This is a genomic window from Brenneria tiliae, from assembly GCF_023347575.1.
GTDB classification, from domain to species: Bacteria; Pseudomonadota; Gammaproteobacteria; order Enterobacterales; family Enterobacteriaceae; genus Brenneria; species Brenneria corticis.
Genome location: NZ_JAKPCB010000095.1, coordinates 172,217 through 190,434 on the forward strand (window position 1 = coordinate 172,217; position 18,218 = coordinate 190,434).

General features: G+C 56.3%; 15 protein-coding genes. 8 read left to right on the plus strand and 7 right to left on the minus strand.

The features are described from left to right. Positions 1 to 12: 12 nt before the first annotated feature. From MFP24_RS09415 to MFP24_RS09425, 3 genes are all read right to left on the minus strand, one after another. On the minus strand, positions 13 to 216 hold the full coding sequence (locus MFP24_RS09415; protein WP_009113967.1) for a YbdD/YjiX family protein: 204 nt from the start codon (positions 214 to 216) through the stop codon (positions 13 to 15). Between the two features lie 142 nt (positions 217 to 358). Continuing rightward, complete coding sequence (locus MFP24_RS09420) at positions 359 to 2,512, minus strand: carbon starvation CstA family protein (RefSeq protein WP_249230054.1); 2,154 nt, start codon at positions 2,510 to 2,512, stop codon at positions 359 to 361. A gap of 250 nt (positions 2,513 to 2,762) precedes the next feature. Next, entirely contained in the window at positions 2,763 to 3,677 is a 915-nt protein-coding gene (locus MFP24_RS09425) for a LysR family transcriptional regulator (RefSeq protein WP_249230053.1), read from the minus strand. A gap of 127 nt (positions 3,678 to 3,804) precedes the next feature. On the opposite strand from MFP24_RS09425, the gene MFP24_RS09430 reads away from it, so the two are divergent. From MFP24_RS09430 to MFP24_RS09460, 7 genes are all read left to right on the plus strand, one after another. Continuing rightward, entirely contained in the window at positions 3,805 to 4,590 is a 786-nt protein-coding gene (locus MFP24_RS09430; protein WP_249230052.1) for a 5-oxoprolinase subunit PxpA, read from the plus strand. A gap of 19 nt (positions 4,591 to 4,609) precedes the next feature. Then, a complete protein-coding gene (locus MFP24_RS09435) occupies positions 4,610 to 4,858 on the plus strand; it encodes an acetyl-CoA carboxylase (protein WP_249230051.1) in 249 nt (82 codons plus the stop codon). Between the two features lie 32 nt (positions 4,859 to 4,890). Continuing rightward, entirely contained in the window at positions 4,891 to 6,279 is a 1,389-nt protein-coding gene (locus tag MFP24_RS09440) for an acetyl-CoA carboxylase biotin carboxylase subunit (protein WP_249230050.1), read from the plus strand. A gap of 1 nt (position 6,280) precedes the next feature. After that, positions 6,281 to 7,162, plus strand: coding sequence for a 5-oxoprolinase subunit B family protein (locus MFP24_RS09445; RefSeq protein ID WP_249230049.1), 882 nt, complete (start codon positions 6,281 to 6,283; stop codon positions 7,160 to 7,162). Further along, complete coding sequence (locus tag MFP24_RS09450; protein ID WP_249230048.1) at positions 7,152 to 8,129, plus strand: 5-oxoprolinase subunit C family protein; 978 nt, start codon at positions 7,152 to 7,154, stop codon at positions 8,127 to 8,129. The genes MFP24_RS09445 and MFP24_RS09450 overlap by 11 nt, the downstream gene beginning before the upstream one ends. A 138-nt stretch (positions 8,130 to 8,267) precedes the next feature. After that, positions 8,268 to 9,572, plus strand: coding sequence for a purine-cytosine permease family protein (locus MFP24_RS09455; protein WP_249230047.1), 1,305 nt, complete (start codon positions 8,268 to 8,270; stop codon positions 9,570 to 9,572). A gap of 301 nt (positions 9,573 to 9,873) precedes the next feature. Then, the gene (locus MFP24_RS09460; RefSeq protein ID WP_249230046.1) at positions 9,874 to 10,449 is read left to right on the plus strand and encodes a Panacea domain-containing protein; all 576 of its coding nucleotides are present in this window, start codon (positions 9,874 to 9,876) and stop codon (positions 10,447 to 10,449) included. A 514-nt stretch (positions 10,450 to 10,963) separates the two neighbouring features. On the opposite strand, the gene ushA is transcribed toward MFP24_RS09460, so the two are convergent. Then, positions 10,964 to 12,616 (minus strand): bifunctional UDP-sugar hydrolase/5'-nucleotidase UshA, encoded by a 1,653-nt coding sequence (gene ushA, locus MFP24_RS09465; protein ID WP_249230045.1) that lies wholly within the window; start codon positions 12,614 to 12,616, stop codon positions 10,964 to 10,966. Positions 12,617 to 13,140: 524 nt separating this feature from the next. On the opposite strand from ushA, the gene ybaL reads away from it, so the two are divergent. After that, complete coding sequence (gene ybaL, locus MFP24_RS09470) at positions 13,141 to 14,826, plus strand: YbaL family putative K(+) efflux transporter (RefSeq protein ID WP_249230044.1); 1,686 nt, start codon at positions 13,141 to 13,143, stop codon at positions 14,824 to 14,826. Positions 14,827 to 14,864: 38 nt separating this feature from the next. Here ybaL and hemH read toward each other — a convergent pair whose 3' ends face one another. From hemH to agp, 3 genes are all read right to left on the minus strand, one after another. After that, positions 14,865 to 15,827, minus strand: coding sequence for a ferrochelatase (hemH, locus tag MFP24_RS09475; protein WP_249230043.1), 963 nt, complete (start codon positions 15,825 to 15,827; stop codon positions 14,865 to 14,867). A gap of 220 nt (positions 15,828 to 16,047) precedes the next feature. Beyond that, positions 16,048 to 16,692: an adenylate kinase gene (adk, locus tag MFP24_RS09480; RefSeq protein WP_249230042.1), complete on the minus strand. Its 645-nt coding sequence runs from the start codon at positions 16,690 to 16,692 to the stop codon at positions 16,048 to 16,050. A 216-nt stretch (positions 16,693 to 16,908) separates the two neighbouring features. After that, the gene (gene agp / locus MFP24_RS09485) at positions 16,909 to 18,162 is read right to left on the minus strand and encodes a bifunctional glucose-1-phosphatase/inositol phosphatase (protein ID WP_249230041.1); all 1,254 of its coding nucleotides are present in this window, start codon (positions 18,160 to 18,162) and stop codon (positions 16,909 to 16,911) included. Between the last annotated feature and the right edge of the window lie 56 nt (positions 18,163 to 18,218).

The window sequence follows — 18,218 nt, forward strand, 5'->3', positions numbered from 1 at the left end:
GATTCCGATTGGTTAACAGCAGCGCATCCCGCCTTTGCCATCTCCGCCGTAGCGCGCCTGCTGGCGCTCGCGGAAAAATTCTTCGTAAGTCATCATCGGCTTATCCGGATGATTGGTCTGCATATGCGTCACATAGGTATCGTAGTCTGGCATACCAACCAGCATACGCGCCGCCTGGCCTAAATATTTGCCCGCCTTTCCCAGATTACCGAACATAAATTACCTCCGGGCCATCGGCCGCTTTATAAAAAATACCCCGCATAACATTTATATATTATACGGGGTATTTATACCCGTCATCTTTCATTACTCGGTCGTGTTGGCGACCTCGCGAAATCCGACGGGCGATATCGCCGGCTTAGTGGCCGGAAGAGAGTTTCACGCCGCCTTCCGGAACCGGAACATAAGGCGTTTCCTGGTCGGAGCGCTCGGGGTTCTTGCGGGCAGCCAGCCCCGCTTTGATGCCATACGCGATGATGCTGTAGACCACGATCAGGAACAGGATGCTCAGACCGGCGTTGGTGTAGTTGTTGGTCACGATATGGTTCATGTTGGCAATCTGCTGCGCGCTCAGGTCGGCGCCGCCTTCGGCAATCTTGCCTTTAAACATGTTGGCCATATAGAAGAAGCCTTCCAACTGCGGGTTGTCGCTGAACAGTTTCAGACCCAGCGCCCAGGTGGTGCAGATCAGCAGCCAGACGGCCGGCAGCAGCGTCACCCAAACGTACTGCGCGCGCTTCATCTTGATCAGGATAACGGTGCCCAGCACCAGCGCCACGGCGGCCAGCATCTGGTTGGAGATGCCGAACAGCGGCCACAGGCTCTTCACGCCGCCCAGCGGATCCACCACGCCCTGATACAGCAGGTAGCCCCACAGCCCGACGCAGCCGGCGGTGCCGATCATGCCGGCGATCAGCGAGTCGGTTTTCTTCAGGAACGGCACGAAGTTGCCCAGCAGATCCTGCAGCATAAAGCGTCCGGCGCGGGTGCCCGCATCCAGCGCGGTCAGAATGAACAACGCCTCAAACAGAATACCGAAGTGATACCAGAAGCCCATGTCGGCGCCCGGAATGATCTGGTGAAATACGTGCGCAATACCCACCGCCAGCGTCGGCGCGCCGCCGGCACGGTTGAGAACGGAAGGCTCGCCGATATCTTTCGCCGTTTGCAGGATCTGCTCGGGAGAAATCACGAAGCCCCAGGAGCTGACCGCCGCCGCCGCGTGCGCGGAGACATCCTGCAGCTGCGCCAGGATCATCGGCGCATCCGCCGTGCCCAGACGGTGCAGATCCGGCATGGTAATGCCCAGCGCCGCCGGCGGGGTGTTCATCGCGAAGTACAGACCCGGTTCGATGATAGAGGCCGCCACCAGCGCCATGACCGCAACGAAGGACTCCATCAGCATCGCGCCGTAGCCGATGAAACGGGCGTCGTTTTCGTTAGCCAGCAGTTTCGGCGTGGTGCCGGAGGCGATCAGCGCGTGGAAGCCGGAAACCGCGCCGCAGGCAATGGTGATAAACAGGAACGGGAACAGCGTGCCCTTCCATACCGGACCAGTGCCGTCGATAAACTGCGTTACCGCCGGCATTTTCAGATCCGGATTAAGGATTACGATACCGATGGCCAGACCGACGATCACCCCGATTTTCAGGAAGGTTGCCAGATAGTCGCGCGGCGCCAGGATCAGCCATACCGGCAGCAGCGCGGAAATAAACGCATAGCCGATCAGCGTAAAGGTGATGGTGGTGTCTTTAAAGGTCAGCGCCGGTCCCCAGTACGGGTCATGGGCCACCACGCCGCCGAACCAGATGGACAGCACCAGCAGCACGATACCGATCACCGATACCTCGCCCACGCGGCCGGGGCGGATAAAGCGCATATAGATGCCCATAAACAGCGCGATCGGCACCGTGGAGCACACGGTAAACACGCCCCACGGGCTTTCCGCCAGGGCTTTCACCACGATCAGCGCCAGAACGGCCAGAATAATAATCATGATCAGGAAACAGCCGAACAGGGCGATGGTGCCCGGCACCGGCCCCAGCTCTTTCTTGACCATTTCCCCCAGCGACGCGCCGTTGCGCCGGGTAGACAGGAACAGCACCATAAAGTCCTGCACCGCGCCGGCCAGCACTACGCCGCCCAGCAGCCACAGCGTGCCCGGCAGATAGCCGACCTGCGCCGCCAGAACCGGACCGACCAGCGGACCCGCGCCGGCGATGGCCGCGAAGTGGTGCCCGAACAGCACGTTGCGGTTGGTCGGAACGTAGTTGAGGCCGTCGTTATTCACCACCGCCGGCGTCGCCCTGGTGGGGTCCAGCCGCATCACTTTCTCGGCGATATACAGGCTGTAGTAGCGGTAGGCCACCAGATAGACGGCGACGGAAGCGACGATAATCCATAACGCGCTGACATGCTCGCCGCGGCGTAGCGCAACCACGCCCAGACAAGCCGCCCCGATGATCCCGAGGATCACCCAGGGGATGTGTTTAAGAAAGGTACTGCTCTTCATAAGACATCCTTCATTAAAATTAAAAAGTCGTAATCGTTTGAATTTGATGTTTATTAAAAAAATGGTGCGCTGGCGTCGATCGTCAGATTCAGCCGTCGCACATTGCATTCGGATAAATGGAAATGGTCAGGTTGCAGCACATTACGTTATCGCACGCGCGTGCGAGGGGAGGATTTCACCAGCCGGTAAAATAGCGAGCTAAGCGGTTGGAATCGCCCGGTGAGCGGTTGGAGAAAAAAGCGCCGGGCGCTCAGCGCCGTGACACGTTAAGCTGCGGCGTCAGAAAGGCGCTGCGGAAATATTCGCGAATAGCCTGCATCGGCGGGGTGAATACGGCGTCACGATGCCAAGCCAGCCCGACGCTCATCGGATGCACGACATCTTGCAGGGAACGGGTTTCGATACGCCGTCCTTCCAGCGACCACGGCCGGTAAACCAGATCGGATAAAATCGCCACGCCCAGCCCATTCGCCACCATGCTGCGCACCGCTTCCACCGAACTGGTGCGCAGCATAATGCGCGGACGGTATCCGCTCAGCTCCCAATAGCGCATGGCGCTGTGATCCGCCTCATCCACCGTCAGCATGATAAAGGGCTCTTGCGCCACATCGGCCAGACTCACCTGCGGTTTTTCACACAGCGGGTGGCGGCTGGGCAACCATAGACGCCGCTCGGAGTTAAACAACTTTTCCGCGGTGATTTCCGGGTGAGTGAGATTGGCGGTCAACACCAGCGAGATATCCAGGGAGCGGTCGATCAGCCCCTGCTCGATGTCGCTGCGTTCCCGTTCATTCAGATTGATGGTGACCTGCGGAAAGCCGTAGGCCAGGCGCTGCAGATGAAACGGCAAAAAGTACCCCATTACCGTGTAGCTGGCCGCCATATTCAGCGCCCCTTTGGTGCGATTATCCGTGAGCGGCACCATCATGGCGTCATCGACGCTGCGCAGAATGGAATAGGCATGATTAAGAAAGTAGCTGCCGTTTTCGGTCAGCGTCATACCGTGGACCGAGCGCAGAAACAGCGGTTTCCCCAGCATATTTTCCAGTTCCTGGATCGCCGCGGTCACCGCCGACTGTGAAATATTCAAATGGATGGCCGCCTGGGATATTTGCCCCATCTCGGCGGTCGCCACGAAATACCGAACCTGACGTAGTGTGATCATATCTTTCTCTTATTGTTGCTGCGTTCTGTTTTTCAGATATTCAACCATCTGAAAATACGTCTTTCCGAATGGAAAATATTCACTCTATATTATTTTTAAACAAAGCCATCACAAATAAGAAATAGTTATGAAACACGAAATCGATCTGAATTCCGATATGGGTGAGAATTTCGGCCCCTGGGTAATAGGCGATAATGTCGATAAAGAAATTATGCCTTATATAAGTTCCGCCAATATTGCCGCCGGTTTTCACGCCGGCGATCCCAATACCATAAGCCAGACGATTGAATTGGCGAAATATCATGGCGTAGCGATTGGCGTCCATCCCGGATTTCGTGATTTGGTGGGTTTCGGGCGACGTAATATTAATATTACGCCGCAGGAGCTGACTAATGACATTATTTATCAATTAGGTGCGTTACGCGAATTCGCCGGCCTGCACCAGATGCCGCTACAGCATATAAAACCGCACGGCGCGCTGTATATGCACCTGGCGCGGGATCGGGCCGCCGCGCGGCTATTCGCGGCCACGCTCCATGCGCTGTCTCCCGATTTATTGCTGTACTGCCTGCACGGCTCCGCGCTGTGGCAGGAGGCTAAAAACCTACAACATCCTGTTATTTGCGAGCTTTATGGCGACAGAGAGTATGACCGCAGCGGATCGATCGTCTTTGTGCGCCGGGTCAATCCGCTCGATCCCGAGCAGGTGGCGCAGAAAGTATTACGCGCCTGCCGGGAAGGGAAAGTGCGTACCGTTGAAGGCGACGATATTCCCGTGGCGTTTGATTCAGTCTGTATTCACAGCGATACCCCAGGGGCGCTGGCATTAATCAAGAGCACGCGCGAACGGCTTAATGACGCCGGTATTAATGTTAAATCGCCGGCCAGAATAATTTCTTATCCCACATCTTAATAATATAAGGAGAGCTGAGATGAAAGAATATGAGGTGCGTTCCCCTTTACCCGGTATTTTTTATCGGCAGCCCGCGCCGGATGCAGCCGTTTTTATCCAGGAAAAAGATATTGTTACTGAAAATACCGTCATTGGATTAATTGAGGTCATGAAGCAATTCAGTGAAGTTTATGCAGAGCAGGCCGGGCAATTAATGTCGTTTAACGTCGGCAACGGCGAGGCGGTCGAACCAGGGCAGGTAATAGCCATCATAAAAACGAATACATAAATACCACAATAACGTTTGTCTGCGGAGGGGAGATGAAAATACCGATAACCAAATTACTTATCGCCAATCGTGGTGAAATAGCGGTACGTATTATCCACGCGGCTAAGAGCCTGGGGATCCCTACCGTGGCGGCATGCAGCGAAGCGGACGCGGATTCTCTGCCCGCCCGCCTGGCCGATGAAGTCTGTATTCTCGGCCCGGCCCGCGCCGATCAAAGCTATCTGAATAGCGATGCGCTGCTTGAGGGCGCCCGCCGCTGCGGCGCCAACGCCATTCATCCGGGATATGGCTTCCTGTCGGAAAACGCCGACTTCGCCCAGGCGGTTGAACAGGCCGGGCTGCTGTTCGTCGGCCCCGCGCCGCACACCATCCGCATGATGGGAGACAAAGCCGTCGCCAGGCGCACCGCGCAGGCGGCCGGCGTTCCGGTGGTGCCCGGCTCCGCCGCCGCGCTGAGCGACATCGATGAAGCGCTGCGCTGCGCGCAAGAGATCGGTTATCCGCTGCTGATTAAAGCGGCGGCCGGCGGCGGCGGCCGGGGCATCCGTATTGCCGCCGATGCGGCGGAGCTGGCGCGTGATTTCCCCATCGCCCGCAGCGAGTCCAACGCCGCATTCGGCTGCGGCGACGTCTATCTGGAACGTTTTATTCAGCATGCGCGGCACATTGAGGTGCAGATACTCGGCGACGGCGAACGGGTTGTGCATCTGTATGAGCGGGAGTGCTCATTACAGCGGCGGCGCCAGAAAATATTTGAAGAGGCGCCCTCGCCGGCGCTCTCCCCCGCTCAGCGCCAGGCCATTTGCCATAGCGCCCTGCAGCTGGCGCGGCAGCTGGGGTATCGCGGGGCGGGAACGCTGGAATACCTGTTTGATGAGGAGAGCGGCGAGTTCTATTTCATTGAAATGAATACCCGTATTCAGGTGGAGCATCCGGTGACCGAGATGGTCACCGGAATCGACCTGGTGCAATGGATGCTGCGCATCGCGCAGGGCGAAAAACTCAGCCTGCGTCAGCAGGATATTACTCTCAGCGGCAACGCCTGCGAGTTGCGCATCAACGCCGAGGATCCTGAGCGCAATTTTTTCCCCTGCCCCGGCGTGGTGGAAAAGCTGGTCTGGCCGCAGGGGGATGGGGTCCGTATCGACAGCCACCTGTTCAGCGGTTACCGCATCCCGCCCTACTACGATTCCCTGCTGGCGAAGCTGGTGATTCACGGCGGCGATCGCCGGCAAATGCTGGCGCGCGCGGATCTGGCGCTACGCCAGCTGCGCCTGACGGGGATCGCCACCACCCAGTCGCTGCATCAGTGGCTGATAGCCGATCCGCGCCTGCAGGCCGGACGGTTCGACACTAACGCGCTGGAAGCGTGGTTAACGGAACGCGCGTCGGCCAAGACGCCGCTTTCCCGGGAGGCCTGAGATGGATAACACCGCAATTCGTTACAGCTTTGGCGGCGACGAGCATCTTTTCGCCGAAATTGATCAGGCCATGTCGCTGTCCGCGTTTTTTCGCGGGCTGGCGATTACCCGCGCCATCGAGCGGCGGGCGATCCCCGGCGTTCTGGATATTTGCCTGGCCAACGCCTCTTTTCAGATCCGTTTCAATCCGGATGTGGTTGCGCCGCAGACGCTGCTGGAGGCGGTGCAACAGGAGGAAAGTCAGGCGCAAACGGTTAACCGGCTCGAAACGCGCATTATTGAAATTCCGGTGTTGTACAACGATCCCTGGACGCATGACACGCTAATGCGTTTTCGCGATCGCCATCAGGATCCCGACGCCACCGATCTGGAGTACGCCGCCAGCATCAATGGTTATCAGGATATCGCCGGGTTTATCGAGGCCCACAGCGCCACGCCGTGGTTTGTGTCGATGGTCGGGTTCGTCGCCGGTCTGCCGTTTATGTTTCAGATGGTCGAACGGGAAAAACAGCTTCAGGTGCCCAAATATCTGCGCCCGCGCACCGATACGCCGCGCCTGTCGCTGGGGCACGGCGGCTGCTTCGGCTGTATTTATTCGGTACGCGGCGCCGGCGGCTATCAGTTATTCGGCGTCACCCCCGCCCCCATTTACGACCCGCAGCAGCAGTTGGACTATTTACGCGAATCGCTGGTGTTTTTTCGCGCCGGGGACATCGTGCAGTTCAAGCCCATCGACCGGCAGCGCTATGACGAGGCGATACAGGCGGTCGAGGCCGGCACCTTCGGCCTGCGCATCCGGCCCGTAACCTTCGAAGCGGATAAATTCGCCGCCGACCCCGCCGGCTATAAAAAATATCTCCAGGAGGTGCTGTATGCAGATTAAGGTCCTTAAACCCGGGCTGGCGACCTCCGTGCAGGATACGGGACGCGAAGGCTATTACCATCTCGGCATTCCGCCTTCCGGCGGGCTCGATCAGTATTCGCTGCGTATGGCGAATCTGCTGGTGGGAAATCCCGCATCCGCCGCGGTGCTGGAAATCACGCTGCTGGGGCCGGAACTGGAGTTTAGCGATGCCGGGCTGGTGGCCCTGTGCGGGGCGAGCATGCAACCGCGGCTGGACGGCGCGGAGATGCCCATGCATACCGCCTTTAGCGTCAAGGCGGGACAGATACTGCGTTTTGGTTACGCCGCCGCGGGTTGCCGCAGCTATCTGGCCGTCGCCGGCGGTATCGAGGTGCCCCTGGCGCTGGGAAGCCGTTCCACTTATACCCTGGGCGCGCTGGGCGGGCATCAGGGGCGCCGCCTGGCGGCGAATGACGTGCTTCCCGTAGGCGCGCCCGTCGGCAAAGCCAAAGCGGGAACCGCCGTCCCCGCGGATTGTCTGCCGGCGCTCGGCAAGGAAGTCTCGCTGCGCATGGTGCCCGGTTTGTATATCCATCGCCTCACCTCGCAAGCAACGGCGCAGTTTTTTGCCGATGACTGGTCGGTGGGAACCGAAGCGGACCGTATCGGCTATCGGCTGAAAGGCGGAAGTCCGCTGGCCTTCCAGCCGCGTACCCCGCCGTTTGGCGCGGGATCGGACCCGTCCAATATCGTCGATGCCTGCTATCCGATTGGCTCGGTGCAGGTGCCCGGCGGACTGGAGCCGATTGTCCTGCTGCGCGATGCGGTTTCCGGCGGCGGTTATATGACGCTGGGCACGGTGATCGCCGCCGATTTGGATCTTGTCGGCCAGCTACAGCCCAATTACCGCGTACGTTTTGAGCCGGTCTCGCTGGAAGACGCGCTGGAGGCGCGACGGCGCTATCGTCAGCGCCTGGCGCGGCTGGAACATTTGTTGGTGCACTAAACCCACACGGGCCGGACGTCTCTCCCGTCGGTTTTGGCTATGCCGGGACGATAGAAGTGCCCGCCCTTGATATCGACGATCGCAATCAGGCCGCCTCTGCCGTCCGGCAAGGCATCGCCTGCTTTCCGGAGGTTTACGATGGCTGATTTATCTCAAATTGAAGGTTCGCAGAACGTCACGGCCGCCGAAGCGGTCAGCGATGCGGAGCGGATGGGGAAATTTTCCCTGACGATGGCCTGGTGGGCCGTTTGCAGCGCCATTTTCTATATCGTGGTCGGGGCGTCTCTGGCGCTGAGCTATGGCGCGAAAAACGCCATTATCGGCATGGTCCTGTCGATAATCAGCTACGGGCTGGTAAACGGGGCGATTAGCCGTTTCGCCATTCGCAGCGGTTTATCGGTGGCGCTATTTTCCAATCTGCTGTTCGGACGTCTTGGTTCGGCGCTGGCCACGCTGATTTTCTTCTCCACCGCCATCTACTACGCAGTGTTTGAAGGGGCGGTCATCGCCTATGCCATCCATCATCTCTTCCCCCAGTTGGCCTATTACTGGGCGGCGCTGATCGTGGTGCTATACAGCGTGCCGCTGATTTTCGGCAGCGTACAGCACTGGCTGGACAAGTTTAACGGCGTTTTGCTGCCCTTCTATCTGGCGGGCCTGCTGCTAACCGTGCTGGTGGCGATCAACCACTACGGCTATCAGCCGCAATGGCTGGATTTCGGACCGGAGTCGCCGCCGGCTTACGGCTGGTGGAACTGCTTCACCTACTATATGGGGGTATGGATCCTGATGATGTATACCTTCGACTATGCCCGCTTCGGTAAACAGCAAGACATCAATTATCATGCGCAATTCAACTTCGGCATGCCGTTCTATCTGATCACCTTCCTGCTGAACGGCGTGGCCGGTATTTATCTGGTCAGCAGCTTTGAACCGCAGGGCGAGGTGAGCGAAGTCGCGGTAGTGGTGGCGATCCTGAACCTGTTGGGGCTATGGGGATTGCTGTTTGTCTGGATCAGCCAGACGCGCATCAACACCGCCAATTATTATCTGGCGACGGTGAATATGCAGGTGTTTTTCGACCGCTTGCTGCGCATCCGCGCTCGTAAGATCGTCTGGGCGTGCATCGTCGGCGCGGTGGTGTATCTGTTGATGCTGGCGGATATTTTCGCCTACATCCTCCAGGCGCTGGCTTATCAGGGCGTATTCGTGGTGGCATGGGTCGGCGTGGCGCTGGGGCATATTTTTTTCGCCGGTCGGACGCCGCAGCAGCATACCGAACAGACCTTCAGCCCGCGCGGGCTCTGCGCCTGGTTTGTAAGCGTAGCCGCGGGCATCGCGCTGATGCACGGCGGCGCGGCGCTGCAATCGTTTTCCGCGCCGGCGACATTCGCCGTCGCGCTGCTGCTGTACAGCTTCTGGCCGCGCCGAAAAATGGCTTAAGCCGGGTTGATAAATTCGCAATTCATTGAATCATAAATGATTGTAAATACTTTATTGCAGAAACCGTTTCTTGTCTCTTATAATAGAATACTGTATATAAATACAGTTAACAGAGGGCGCCGAAATCACGCTCGGCAACGAAAAGTTAAAGATCGACTACAGAAGACATGGAAGTCTGACGATGATTGGTTTTATAGGGTTTTATGTAAAGCCCGTCGCGCTGCGGGTTAATTGACTACGGCATGGCTAGTACTCATAATGTATACACAATTACCTTTTTGGTTATTGTTTTGGAGGTTGAATGAATATGTTCAGCGAAAATAAAACCGCTCAAATGGCTGGTTACCTGCTGCTCAAGCGCGGCGGACGCATGGCATACATCAAACTCATGAAATTGTTGTACTTGGCCGATCGAGAATACATGCTGACATACGGCGACTCTATGACTGGCGATCGCGCAGTGTCCATGGATAATGGGCCTGTGCTCTCGAAAACCTATGACCTGTTAAAATCAGGAAGTCCGCAAGATGAATCGCCATGGAGCGAATGGATTGCGGGGGAAAAGGATTACGAGGTATCAATCAAGAAACAAGTTCGCGGTCTGGATGACGATGAGGCATTTGATGAATTGAGTAAGGCCGACTTGAGAATATTGGATAAGGTATTTTCAGAGTTTGGTGGGTACAAGCGTTTTGAATTGTGCGATCTTACTCACAAGATGTGTGCAGAATGGCAAAATCCGCATGGTTCTTCCGTTCCGATTAGCCCAAAAGATATTTTTATGGCAGGAGGAAAAACAGAAGCAGAAGCTAACGCACTAATCGAAAGAATGCGCGAACGCAATGCCGTTCAAGAATTTAGCCATCAATTATCATGACTCAATACCTACCATACAGAAAGGGCACCATATTGGCCCCTGTTGGTGGGTCTAACCATCTTCATGTCATTTGTAATGATCCTGTTTATTATGCGATAAATGGGTGTGATTGTATCTTGGTTGTCAATATAACCACGATATATCCGCCGCCAGCTTATCATGATCCTGCATGCATTTTGCGGTCTGGGGATCATGATTTTATTCGACATGATAGTTACATTTATTATACAGATGCAATTATTTGGAAAGTTCCAAATGTCATTTCTCGACAACAGAGTGGCGAGCTAATACCGAGAGCAGACATGTCCGAAGCCACTTTTCAGCGCGTACTTGATGGTTTTGGCCTATCGGACTTTACTCACCCCAGAATATTAAAGTTCTACAGAAATTATTGTATTTAATCCCACCCAAAAAACTAAAATAAAAAATCAATAAGTTACTCCCCGCCAGAAAGACATTCTCCGCGATTCGTCAGCAATCTGAGACTGCGCTTTACGCAGTCTCAGACCAACGGCTATTTATAGACAATCTCGCCCTTGGGTTGGAACGCGGCGGCATCCAGCGGGGAATGCTTCTCGATGTACTGTTTCAGCACCTCCGCATCGATAAAGCCGGTATTGACATAGCTGGGCAGGTTATCAATGCGCGGATATCCGTCGCCGCCCATGGCGTTAAAATTCAACGTCGACATGCGGTAGACCTTATCCGCCCGCAATGGCTCGCCGTTGATTTTAATATCCCGCACGCCTTTGCCGTCCGCCGTCAGGCTGACGTTAAGGAATTGCGCATAGGCGCCGGAGTCCACCTCTTTATTCGCCACCACGGCCAGGTATTTTTCGACCTCGCTGCCGGTCAAATCCACATAGACCAGCGTGTTGGCAAACGGCTGCACTTGCAGCACGCTTTTATAGGTGATATCACCGGATTCAATGGAATCACGGATGCCGCCGCCGCTCATAACGGCAAAATCCGCATTGGCGCGCTCACGCTGGGCGGTCAGCAGCACCCGCGCCAGATTGGTCTGGTGGAAACGGACCTGATTGCGATCGCCATCCAGTTTTCCCTCGACGCTCCCCACTTTCACATCCAGCTGCGCCTGCCCTTTTTCCTGGAACGGCGTCAACATTTTCAGTACCGACGAATCTTGTTTGATTTCATGCGTATAGAAAACCCGCTCTGTTTTACCGTCCTCAGCGGCGACTTTTTTCTTCAGGTTGACCGGGATCAGCTGATAATGCCGCAGCGTCAGTTCTCCGTTGCGGAAGGTGAAATCCGCCCGGCCGACATATTTTCCCCACTCATGGGCCTGAACGATCCAGATACCGTTCTGGCGATCGGGCGCGCATGGCGTACCCGGCACATAGTCCACCTGTTTTTTATTCTCGCCGGCCATACAGACCGGATCCTGCGAATGGCCGCCGACGATCATATCCAGATAACCCGCCGGCAGGCTGCGCGCCATTTCCACATCGCCCGGCGCGTTCGAACCGTGCTTGCCGTCGTCATAGTGCCCCATATGGGTTGCGGCAATGATGACGTCGGGCTTTTCATTGCCGCGCAACGCCTCGACGACCTGCTTCACTTCCGCGGCGGGCTGACGAAATTCGATATCGGTGAAATATTCGGGATTGCCCAATTTGGCCGTGTCATCGGTGGTCAGGCCGATAACGGCGATTTTGACGCCTTGTTTATCAAACAGCGCATAGGGCTTAAATAAGCGTTTACTGGTGCTTTTTTGATAAATATTGGCCGACAGCAGGGGAAAATGCGCCCATTTTTCCTGCTGTCTCAGCACGCTGAGCGGATTATCGAATTCATGATTACCCAGCGCCATCGCATCGTAACCCACCATATTCATGCCGCGGAAATCGGGTTCGGCATCCTGTAAATCCGACTCGGGAACGCCGGTATTAATATCCCCGCCGGAAAGCAACAGTAAGCTTCCGCCTTTGGCGGCAACCTCCTGACGAATTTGATCAACCAGCGTTTTCTGCGCGGCCAGCCCATATTCGCCGTGTTCGTTGTGCCAAAAATGGCCGTGATGATCGTTGGTGTGCAGTATGGTGATGGCGTACGTCTTATCTTTTTCCCAGGCCATGGCCCCAAACGGCGCCAGCGCCAGCGATATCGCCAAAGTACAGCCCAGTATTTTCGTTGAAAAACGCATCAGAAAAAATCCCCGTTTATTTTAAATATGCCGCTAGAGAGCATTATCAGAACATACCGACAACGCGCCATACGCAAAGCGTGCAGCCGCCCTCTCCCTGTCGTCAGCATTGTATAATAGACACATATCGCCAGAAACACAGCCCCGGCCGTTTTGCCCGGCTGTCTTCGCACTGTAACGAATTCCTCATAATATGGATGCTTCATCGGAATAATCCGTTAATATGCGTTTTATTCCCTATTTTCTATGGTCTCGGACTGACGGAGAGCGTTTTTTTACTAAACAAGGAAAGAAATCATAAGGTATACTGACCAAGAAGCAGGCTTTATAGTGATAATTACGCATGTTTATCAATGCTTCTCCGGAGAAACCCTCCGTAAATCTGTGTTACCATGGAAATATGCTGATAAGCTAACATTTTTGACAGAATACCTGTTTTACCCAAGCAACATTTCTCTATATGCAATAGAATTTATACCAGAAGTCCGCTCATTCACTTTTCATACATGGCAAAAGGAGTCGGGATGCATGTTGCAACACCTCTAATTTCAACGATCGCCGGAGGGCTGGTTCTCGCCTTCCTGCTCGGTATTTTGGCAAACCGCCTGCGCATTTCCCCTCTTGTCGGTTATCTGGCCGCCGGTGTGCTTGTCGGACCCTTTACCCCGGGATTTGTCGCCGATACCTCGCTGGCGTCTGAGTTAGCCGAGCTCGGGGTTATTCTGTTGATGTTTGGTGTTGGCTTGCATTTCTCCCTGAAAGACCTGATGGCGGTTAAATCGATCGCCATTCCCGGCGCGATTGCGCAGATTGCCGTGGCGACGCTGCTCGGGATGGGGCTTTCCGCCCTGCTGGGCTGGAGCCTGGCGAGCGGGCTGGTGTTCGGACTCTGCCTTTCCACCGCCAGTACCGTGGTGTTATTACGCGCGCTGGAAGAGCGTCAGCTGATTGACAGCCAGCGCGGCCAAATCGCCATCGGCTGGCTGATTGTCGAAGATCTGGCCATGGTGCTGACGCTGGTTCTGCTGCCCGCCTTTGGCGACATGATCGGCGCAGAACATGCCGACACCGGTAAACTGCTGCGCGATCTGGCCTGGACCATCGGTAAAGTCATCGCCTTTATCACCTTGATGATCGTCGTCGGGCGCCGCCTGGTGCCCTGGGTGCTGGCAAAAAGCGCCAGCACCGGCTCCCGCGAGCTATTTACGCTGGCGGTGCTGGCCATGGCGCTGGGGATCGCTTTCGGAGCGGTGAAACTGTTTGACGTTTCCTTTGCGCTGGGCGCGTTCTTTGCCGGCGTGGTGTTGAACGAGTCCGAGCTAAGCCAGCGCGCCGCGCATGATACGCTGCCGCTGCGCGACGCGTTCGCGGTGCTGTTCTTCGTTTCCGTCGGCATGCTGTTCGACCCGATGATTCTGATCAACGATCCGGTCGCGGTGCTGGTTACCCTGGCGATTATCGTCTTTGGTAAATCCGCCGCCGCGTTTCTGCTGGTGCGGCTCTTCGGCCACTCGAAGCGCACGGCGCTGACCATCTCCGCCAGCCTGGCGCAAATCGGCGAATTCGCCTTTATTCTCGCCGGGCTGGGCATCGCCCTGGGATTGCTGTCCGAAGAGGGACGCAGCCTGGTGTTGGCGGGCGCCATCCTTTCCATCATGCTTAACCCGCTGCTTTTTACCATGCTCGAACGCTATCTGGCGAAAAATGAAACCATTGAAGAACAGATAGTGGAAGAAGCGATCGAAGAAGAGAAACAGATCCCCGTCGATATGTGCAACCACGCGCTGCTGGTCGGTTACGGGCGCGTCGGCAGCCTGATCGGCGCCAAGCTTCATCAGGCGGGTATCCCGGTGGTGGTGGTGGAGAACTCCCGCGCGCGCGTCGACGCGCTGCGTGAGCAGGGCATCAAGGCGGTGCTCGGCAACGCCACCAAACCGGAGATTATGGAGATCGCCCGTCTGGACTGCGCCCGCTGGCTGTTGCTGACCATCCCCAACGGCTATGAAGCCGGTGAAATCGTCGCGGCGGCGCGTGAAAGAAGGGACGATCTGGAAATTATCGCCCGGGCGCATTACGACGACGAAGTCGCCTATATCACCGAGCACGGCGCCAATCAGGTGGTAATGGGCGAACGAGAGATCGCCAACAGCATGATTACCTTGCTCAAGCTTGAAGAAATGCCGGCGACGCCGCAGGAGTGCCCGATCTAATCCTTATCAGGCGGGCGTTGCCCGCCTGCTCTTTTCGCCTATTCCGCTTTCGCCACCAGTTGTTCCAGCAGATCGATATGCAGCGGATCGTCGTTTAATGCCGGAATATAGGTAAATTTCTCACCGCCCGCGTGCAGGAATATCTCCCTGTTTTGCTCCTGAATCTCTTCCAGCGTTTCCAGACAGTCCGCCGCAAAGCCGGGGCACATAACCTGAATATGCTTAACGCCCTGCGCCGGCAGGCCTTTCATCGTCTCATCCGTATAGGGCGTCAGCCAGGGCTCACGTCCAAAACGCGACTGAAAGGTCACCAGCACCTTCTCTTCAGGCAAGCCTAACGCCGCCACCAGCTCCCTGGAGGTCGCCATACAGCGCAGCGGGTAGTCATCCCCCTCGCTGGCATAGCGCGCCGGAATGCCGTGGTAAGAGAGCACCAGCCTGTCCGGCTCCCCCTGTTCGGCAAACGCCCGCTCTACGCGGGATCGCAATGCGGCGATATAAGCGGGATGCTGAGCATAATCGCGAATAAAACGGATGGCGGGCAAACGGCGGTATTGCCGCAACAGCCTGGCCAGCCCGTCCCAGACGGCGGCCGTCGTCGAGCAGGAATATTGCGGATAGAGCGGCAACACCACCAACTGCGTGACGCCCTGCGCCAACAGCTTATCCAGCGCCGAATGCAGGCTGGGAGAGCCATAGCTCATCCCCAGCTCAACCGGAACATCCGCCATGCGCGCCGCCAGCGCCTGTTGTTGGCGGCGGCTAATCACCAGCAGCGGCGAGCCGCCCTCCATCCACACCGACTGGTAGAGCTTCGCCACGCGCGGCGAGCGGAAAGGCAAAATAACGCCGCGCAGTAGCGGCCACCACAGCAGCCGTGAGGTATCAACCACCCGCCGGTCGCTGAGGAATTCAGCCAGATAGCGTTTCACCGCCCGCGGGGTGGGCGCATCGGGGGTGCCCAGGTTCACCATCAGCACGCCGTACTTCTGTTGCGTCATCACAGCCTTCCTCTTCTGGAGCGGCAGGCTTCCACTGCCCGCTCCGTATCTGGTATCAGACTGTCTATTGTAGCGAAAAACGCCGCATAAAAACGGCAAGATAGCGGGGATAAAACCGATGCCACCAATAGGAAAAACAGGGGGAATGATGCCGGCGCGCAGCGACGGGCAAAAAAATGCCAGGCGAACGCCTGGCGGCACTATCGTAAACCGTCGGGAATTAACCCAGGATCTTTTCCAGCTCGGCGCGCACTTCCGCAACTTTACGCGTCCCTTCCACCTTGAAGTAGCGGGTATTGCCGGCATCCGCTTCTTTCTGGTAGTAAGCCACCAGCGGCGCGGTCTGCTGATGATACTCCACCAGACGTTTACGCACCGTCTCTTCCTGATCGTCTTTGCGGGTAACCAGCTCTTCACCGGTCACGTCGTCTTTGCCTTCCACCCGCGGCGGGTTAAATTTCACGTGGTAGACACGCCCGGAAGCGGGATGCACCCGACGCCCGACGATGCGATCGACAATCAGTTCGTCAGGAACCGCAAACTCGATAACATAATCCACGTTGATGCCCGCCTCTTTCATGGCGTCAGCCTGGGGAATGGTACGCGGGAAGCCATCCAGCAGGAAACCGTTACGGCAATCGTCCTGAGCGATGCGCTCTTTTACCAGCGCAATAACCAGTTCATCAGTGACCAGCTTGCCGGCATCCATGATTTCCTTGGCCTGCTTGCCCAATTCGCTGCCGGCTTTTACCGCCGCACGCAGCATATCGCCGGTGGAAATCTGCGGAATACCGTATTTTTCCATGATGAATTGAGCCTGAGTACCTTTGCCTGCGCCCGGAGCGCCCAGCAGAATAATACGCATTGCGTAAATCCCCTTGCTATAGAGTATTTATAAAATAAATTTGAAAAGCGCTAAACCATACCATTCCAGGCGTTTATCCTCAAGGAACGGGCTCGTTTCAGCCTGTCGGCGGCGGTCAGAAAACTTCATTGCCGACGTTTTGGGGCGACGGCAAACGGGCGGAACACCCGTTTAATGTCGTTTGGCGGCAGCCGTGGGCCGCCGCCATAAGGTCTATTATTTACCCGTCAAGCCGGACAACACTTTCTCAAAGTCATTGAACGGACAGAAGCCGTCGGCGTTGACCGGGCACCCTTGCAGTTCAAGCGTGACGCGCTGCGGCGGATTGGCCCGATTAAGCTGTGCCAAGGTTCTGAGCTGATCGGTGGATTGATAGACATATTCCATTTTCAGCAGCGACGCGCCGCTGGCGTTATCTTTCCAGCGCTCGAATACCACTTTGCCGCCGATCGGCGTGGTTTCAAACTGATGCGGCAATGTGTAGGGTTTGACGCCCAATGCCGAAAACAGCGACGCGACGTTTGAGTCATGTCCCACCAGGAAAGTAAATTTCGGCGTGTTCTCGCCGAACGAACGCTCCAGTTCCTTAACCAGATTCACCGAAACTTCTTTGGCGACCACCGGGGCGCTGAACACCACGCTGTTATAGTATTCCTTGATCGACACCAACGATTCGAACTGCTGGTTGTCTTTGATTCTGCCCCAGCCGACGCTCTCGATCGGCGCGCCTTCATAGTATTGCAGAATAAACGCATCTGAAATCGAGGTGCCGGTTCTTAGCGGGCCGGAGACGCCGGGTTCCTGATCGGCAACGATTTTTACCGTGGTTGGCTGAGCCGTAAGATCGCACTGTTTATCATCTTTGCAATTTGCCGATTCGGCATAGCGGATCACCTGCGCCATCTGCTGGTAGGTTGGCTTCAGCCTCTCATTCAGGCCGTCAAGGCCTTTTTCGCCGGCCGTTTTATTAATTGAATCAATGGCCCGCTGCTTAAAGTCAGCGCTGCCGTCGCGGATAATCGGATTAAAGGTCGCATCCATCGTGCCTAATTTTTCTTTATGCTCCACCGGTACGATGCAGCCCGGAAACGCCCCTACGGCGAAGTATTGGGCGGTGGCGATGGTACGTTGCAGGCTGTTGGCGTAAAAACGCACCTCTTTTTCCGTCGGACAGCTATCAGCGGCCAACAGGCGGTTATCCACCAGCCATTCGCTGAAATAGTGGCCGAAGAAAGCTTCCAGCACGCCGCCGCGGGTAGTCAGATAGCTGCTGGGGGTATCCCATTGCGGCCAGGCGTCCGGCGTCATTTTGCCGAGGGTACTGCTCGGACTCGCCAATGGCGCCCGCAGACCGTGGCGGCTAAATACCACGACCTGCTCCAAGGCAAAATTATCACCGCTGGCCAGGGTTTCTGTTGAAAACGGCAACAGTAAAGGCAGACAAAACAGCGCCTTCATTTTTAATGACATTATGCACTCTCCTCGTTGAGGAAATGTTATTTCCTCTGTTAAAAAAACGCTCCCGG

What these genes read in the sequence shown, in the direction of transcription:
- MFP24_RS09415 (WP_009113967.1), bottom strand. Translation starts at nt 216, where the DNA reads ATGTTCGGTAATCTGGGAAAGGCGGGCAAATATTTAGGCCAGGCGGCG.
- MFP24_RS09420 (WP_249230054.1), bottom strand. Translation starts at nt 2,512, where the DNA reads ATGAAGAGCAGTACCTTTCTTAAACACATCCCCTGGGTGATCCTCGGG.
- MFP24_RS09425 (WP_249230053.1), bottom strand. Translation starts at nt 3,677, where the DNA reads ATGATCACACTACGTCAGGTTCGGTATTTCGTGGCGACCGCCGAGATG.
- MFP24_RS09430 (WP_249230052.1), top strand. Translation starts at nt 3,805, where the DNA reads ATGAAACACGAAATCGATCTGAATTCCGATATGGGTGAGAATTTCGGC.
- MFP24_RS09435 (WP_249230051.1), top strand. Translation starts at nt 4,610, where the DNA reads ATGAAAGAATATGAGGTGCGTTCCCCTTTACCCGGTATTTTTTATCGG.
- MFP24_RS09440 (WP_249230050.1), top strand. Translation starts at nt 4,891, where the DNA reads ATGAAAATACCGATAACCAAATTACTTATCGCCAATCGTGGTGAAATA.
- MFP24_RS09445 (WP_249230049.1), top strand. Translation starts at nt 6,281, where the DNA reads ATGGATAACACCGCAATTCGTTACAGCTTTGGCGGCGACGAGCATCTT.
- MFP24_RS09450 (WP_249230048.1), top strand. Translation starts at nt 7,152, where the DNA reads ATGCAGATTAAGGTCCTTAAACCCGGGCTGGCGACCTCCGTGCAGGAT.
- MFP24_RS09455 (WP_249230047.1), top strand. Translation starts at nt 8,268, where the DNA reads ATGGCTGATTTATCTCAAATTGAAGGTTCGCAGAACGTCACGGCCGCC.
- MFP24_RS09460 (WP_249230046.1), top strand. Translation starts at nt 9,874, where the DNA reads ATGAATATGTTCAGCGAAAATAAAACCGCTCAAATGGCTGGTTACCTG.
- ushA (WP_249230045.1), bottom strand. Translation starts at nt 12,616, where the DNA reads ATGCGTTTTTCAACGAAAATACTGGGCTGTACTTTGGCGATATCGCTG.
- ybaL (WP_249230044.1), top strand. Translation starts at nt 13,141, where the DNA reads ATGCATGTTGCAACACCTCTAATTTCAACGATCGCCGGAGGGCTGGTT.
- hemH (WP_249230043.1), bottom strand. Translation starts at nt 15,827, where the DNA reads ATGACGCAACAGAAGTACGGCGTGCTGATGGTGAACCTGGGCACCCCC.
- adk (WP_249230042.1), bottom strand. Translation starts at nt 16,692, where the DNA reads ATGCGTATTATTCTGCTGGGCGCTCCGGGCGCAGGCAAAGGTACTCAG.
- agp (WP_249230041.1), bottom strand. Translation starts at nt 18,162, where the DNA reads ATGTCATTAAAAATGAAGGCGCTGTTTTGTCTGCCTTTACTGTTGCCG.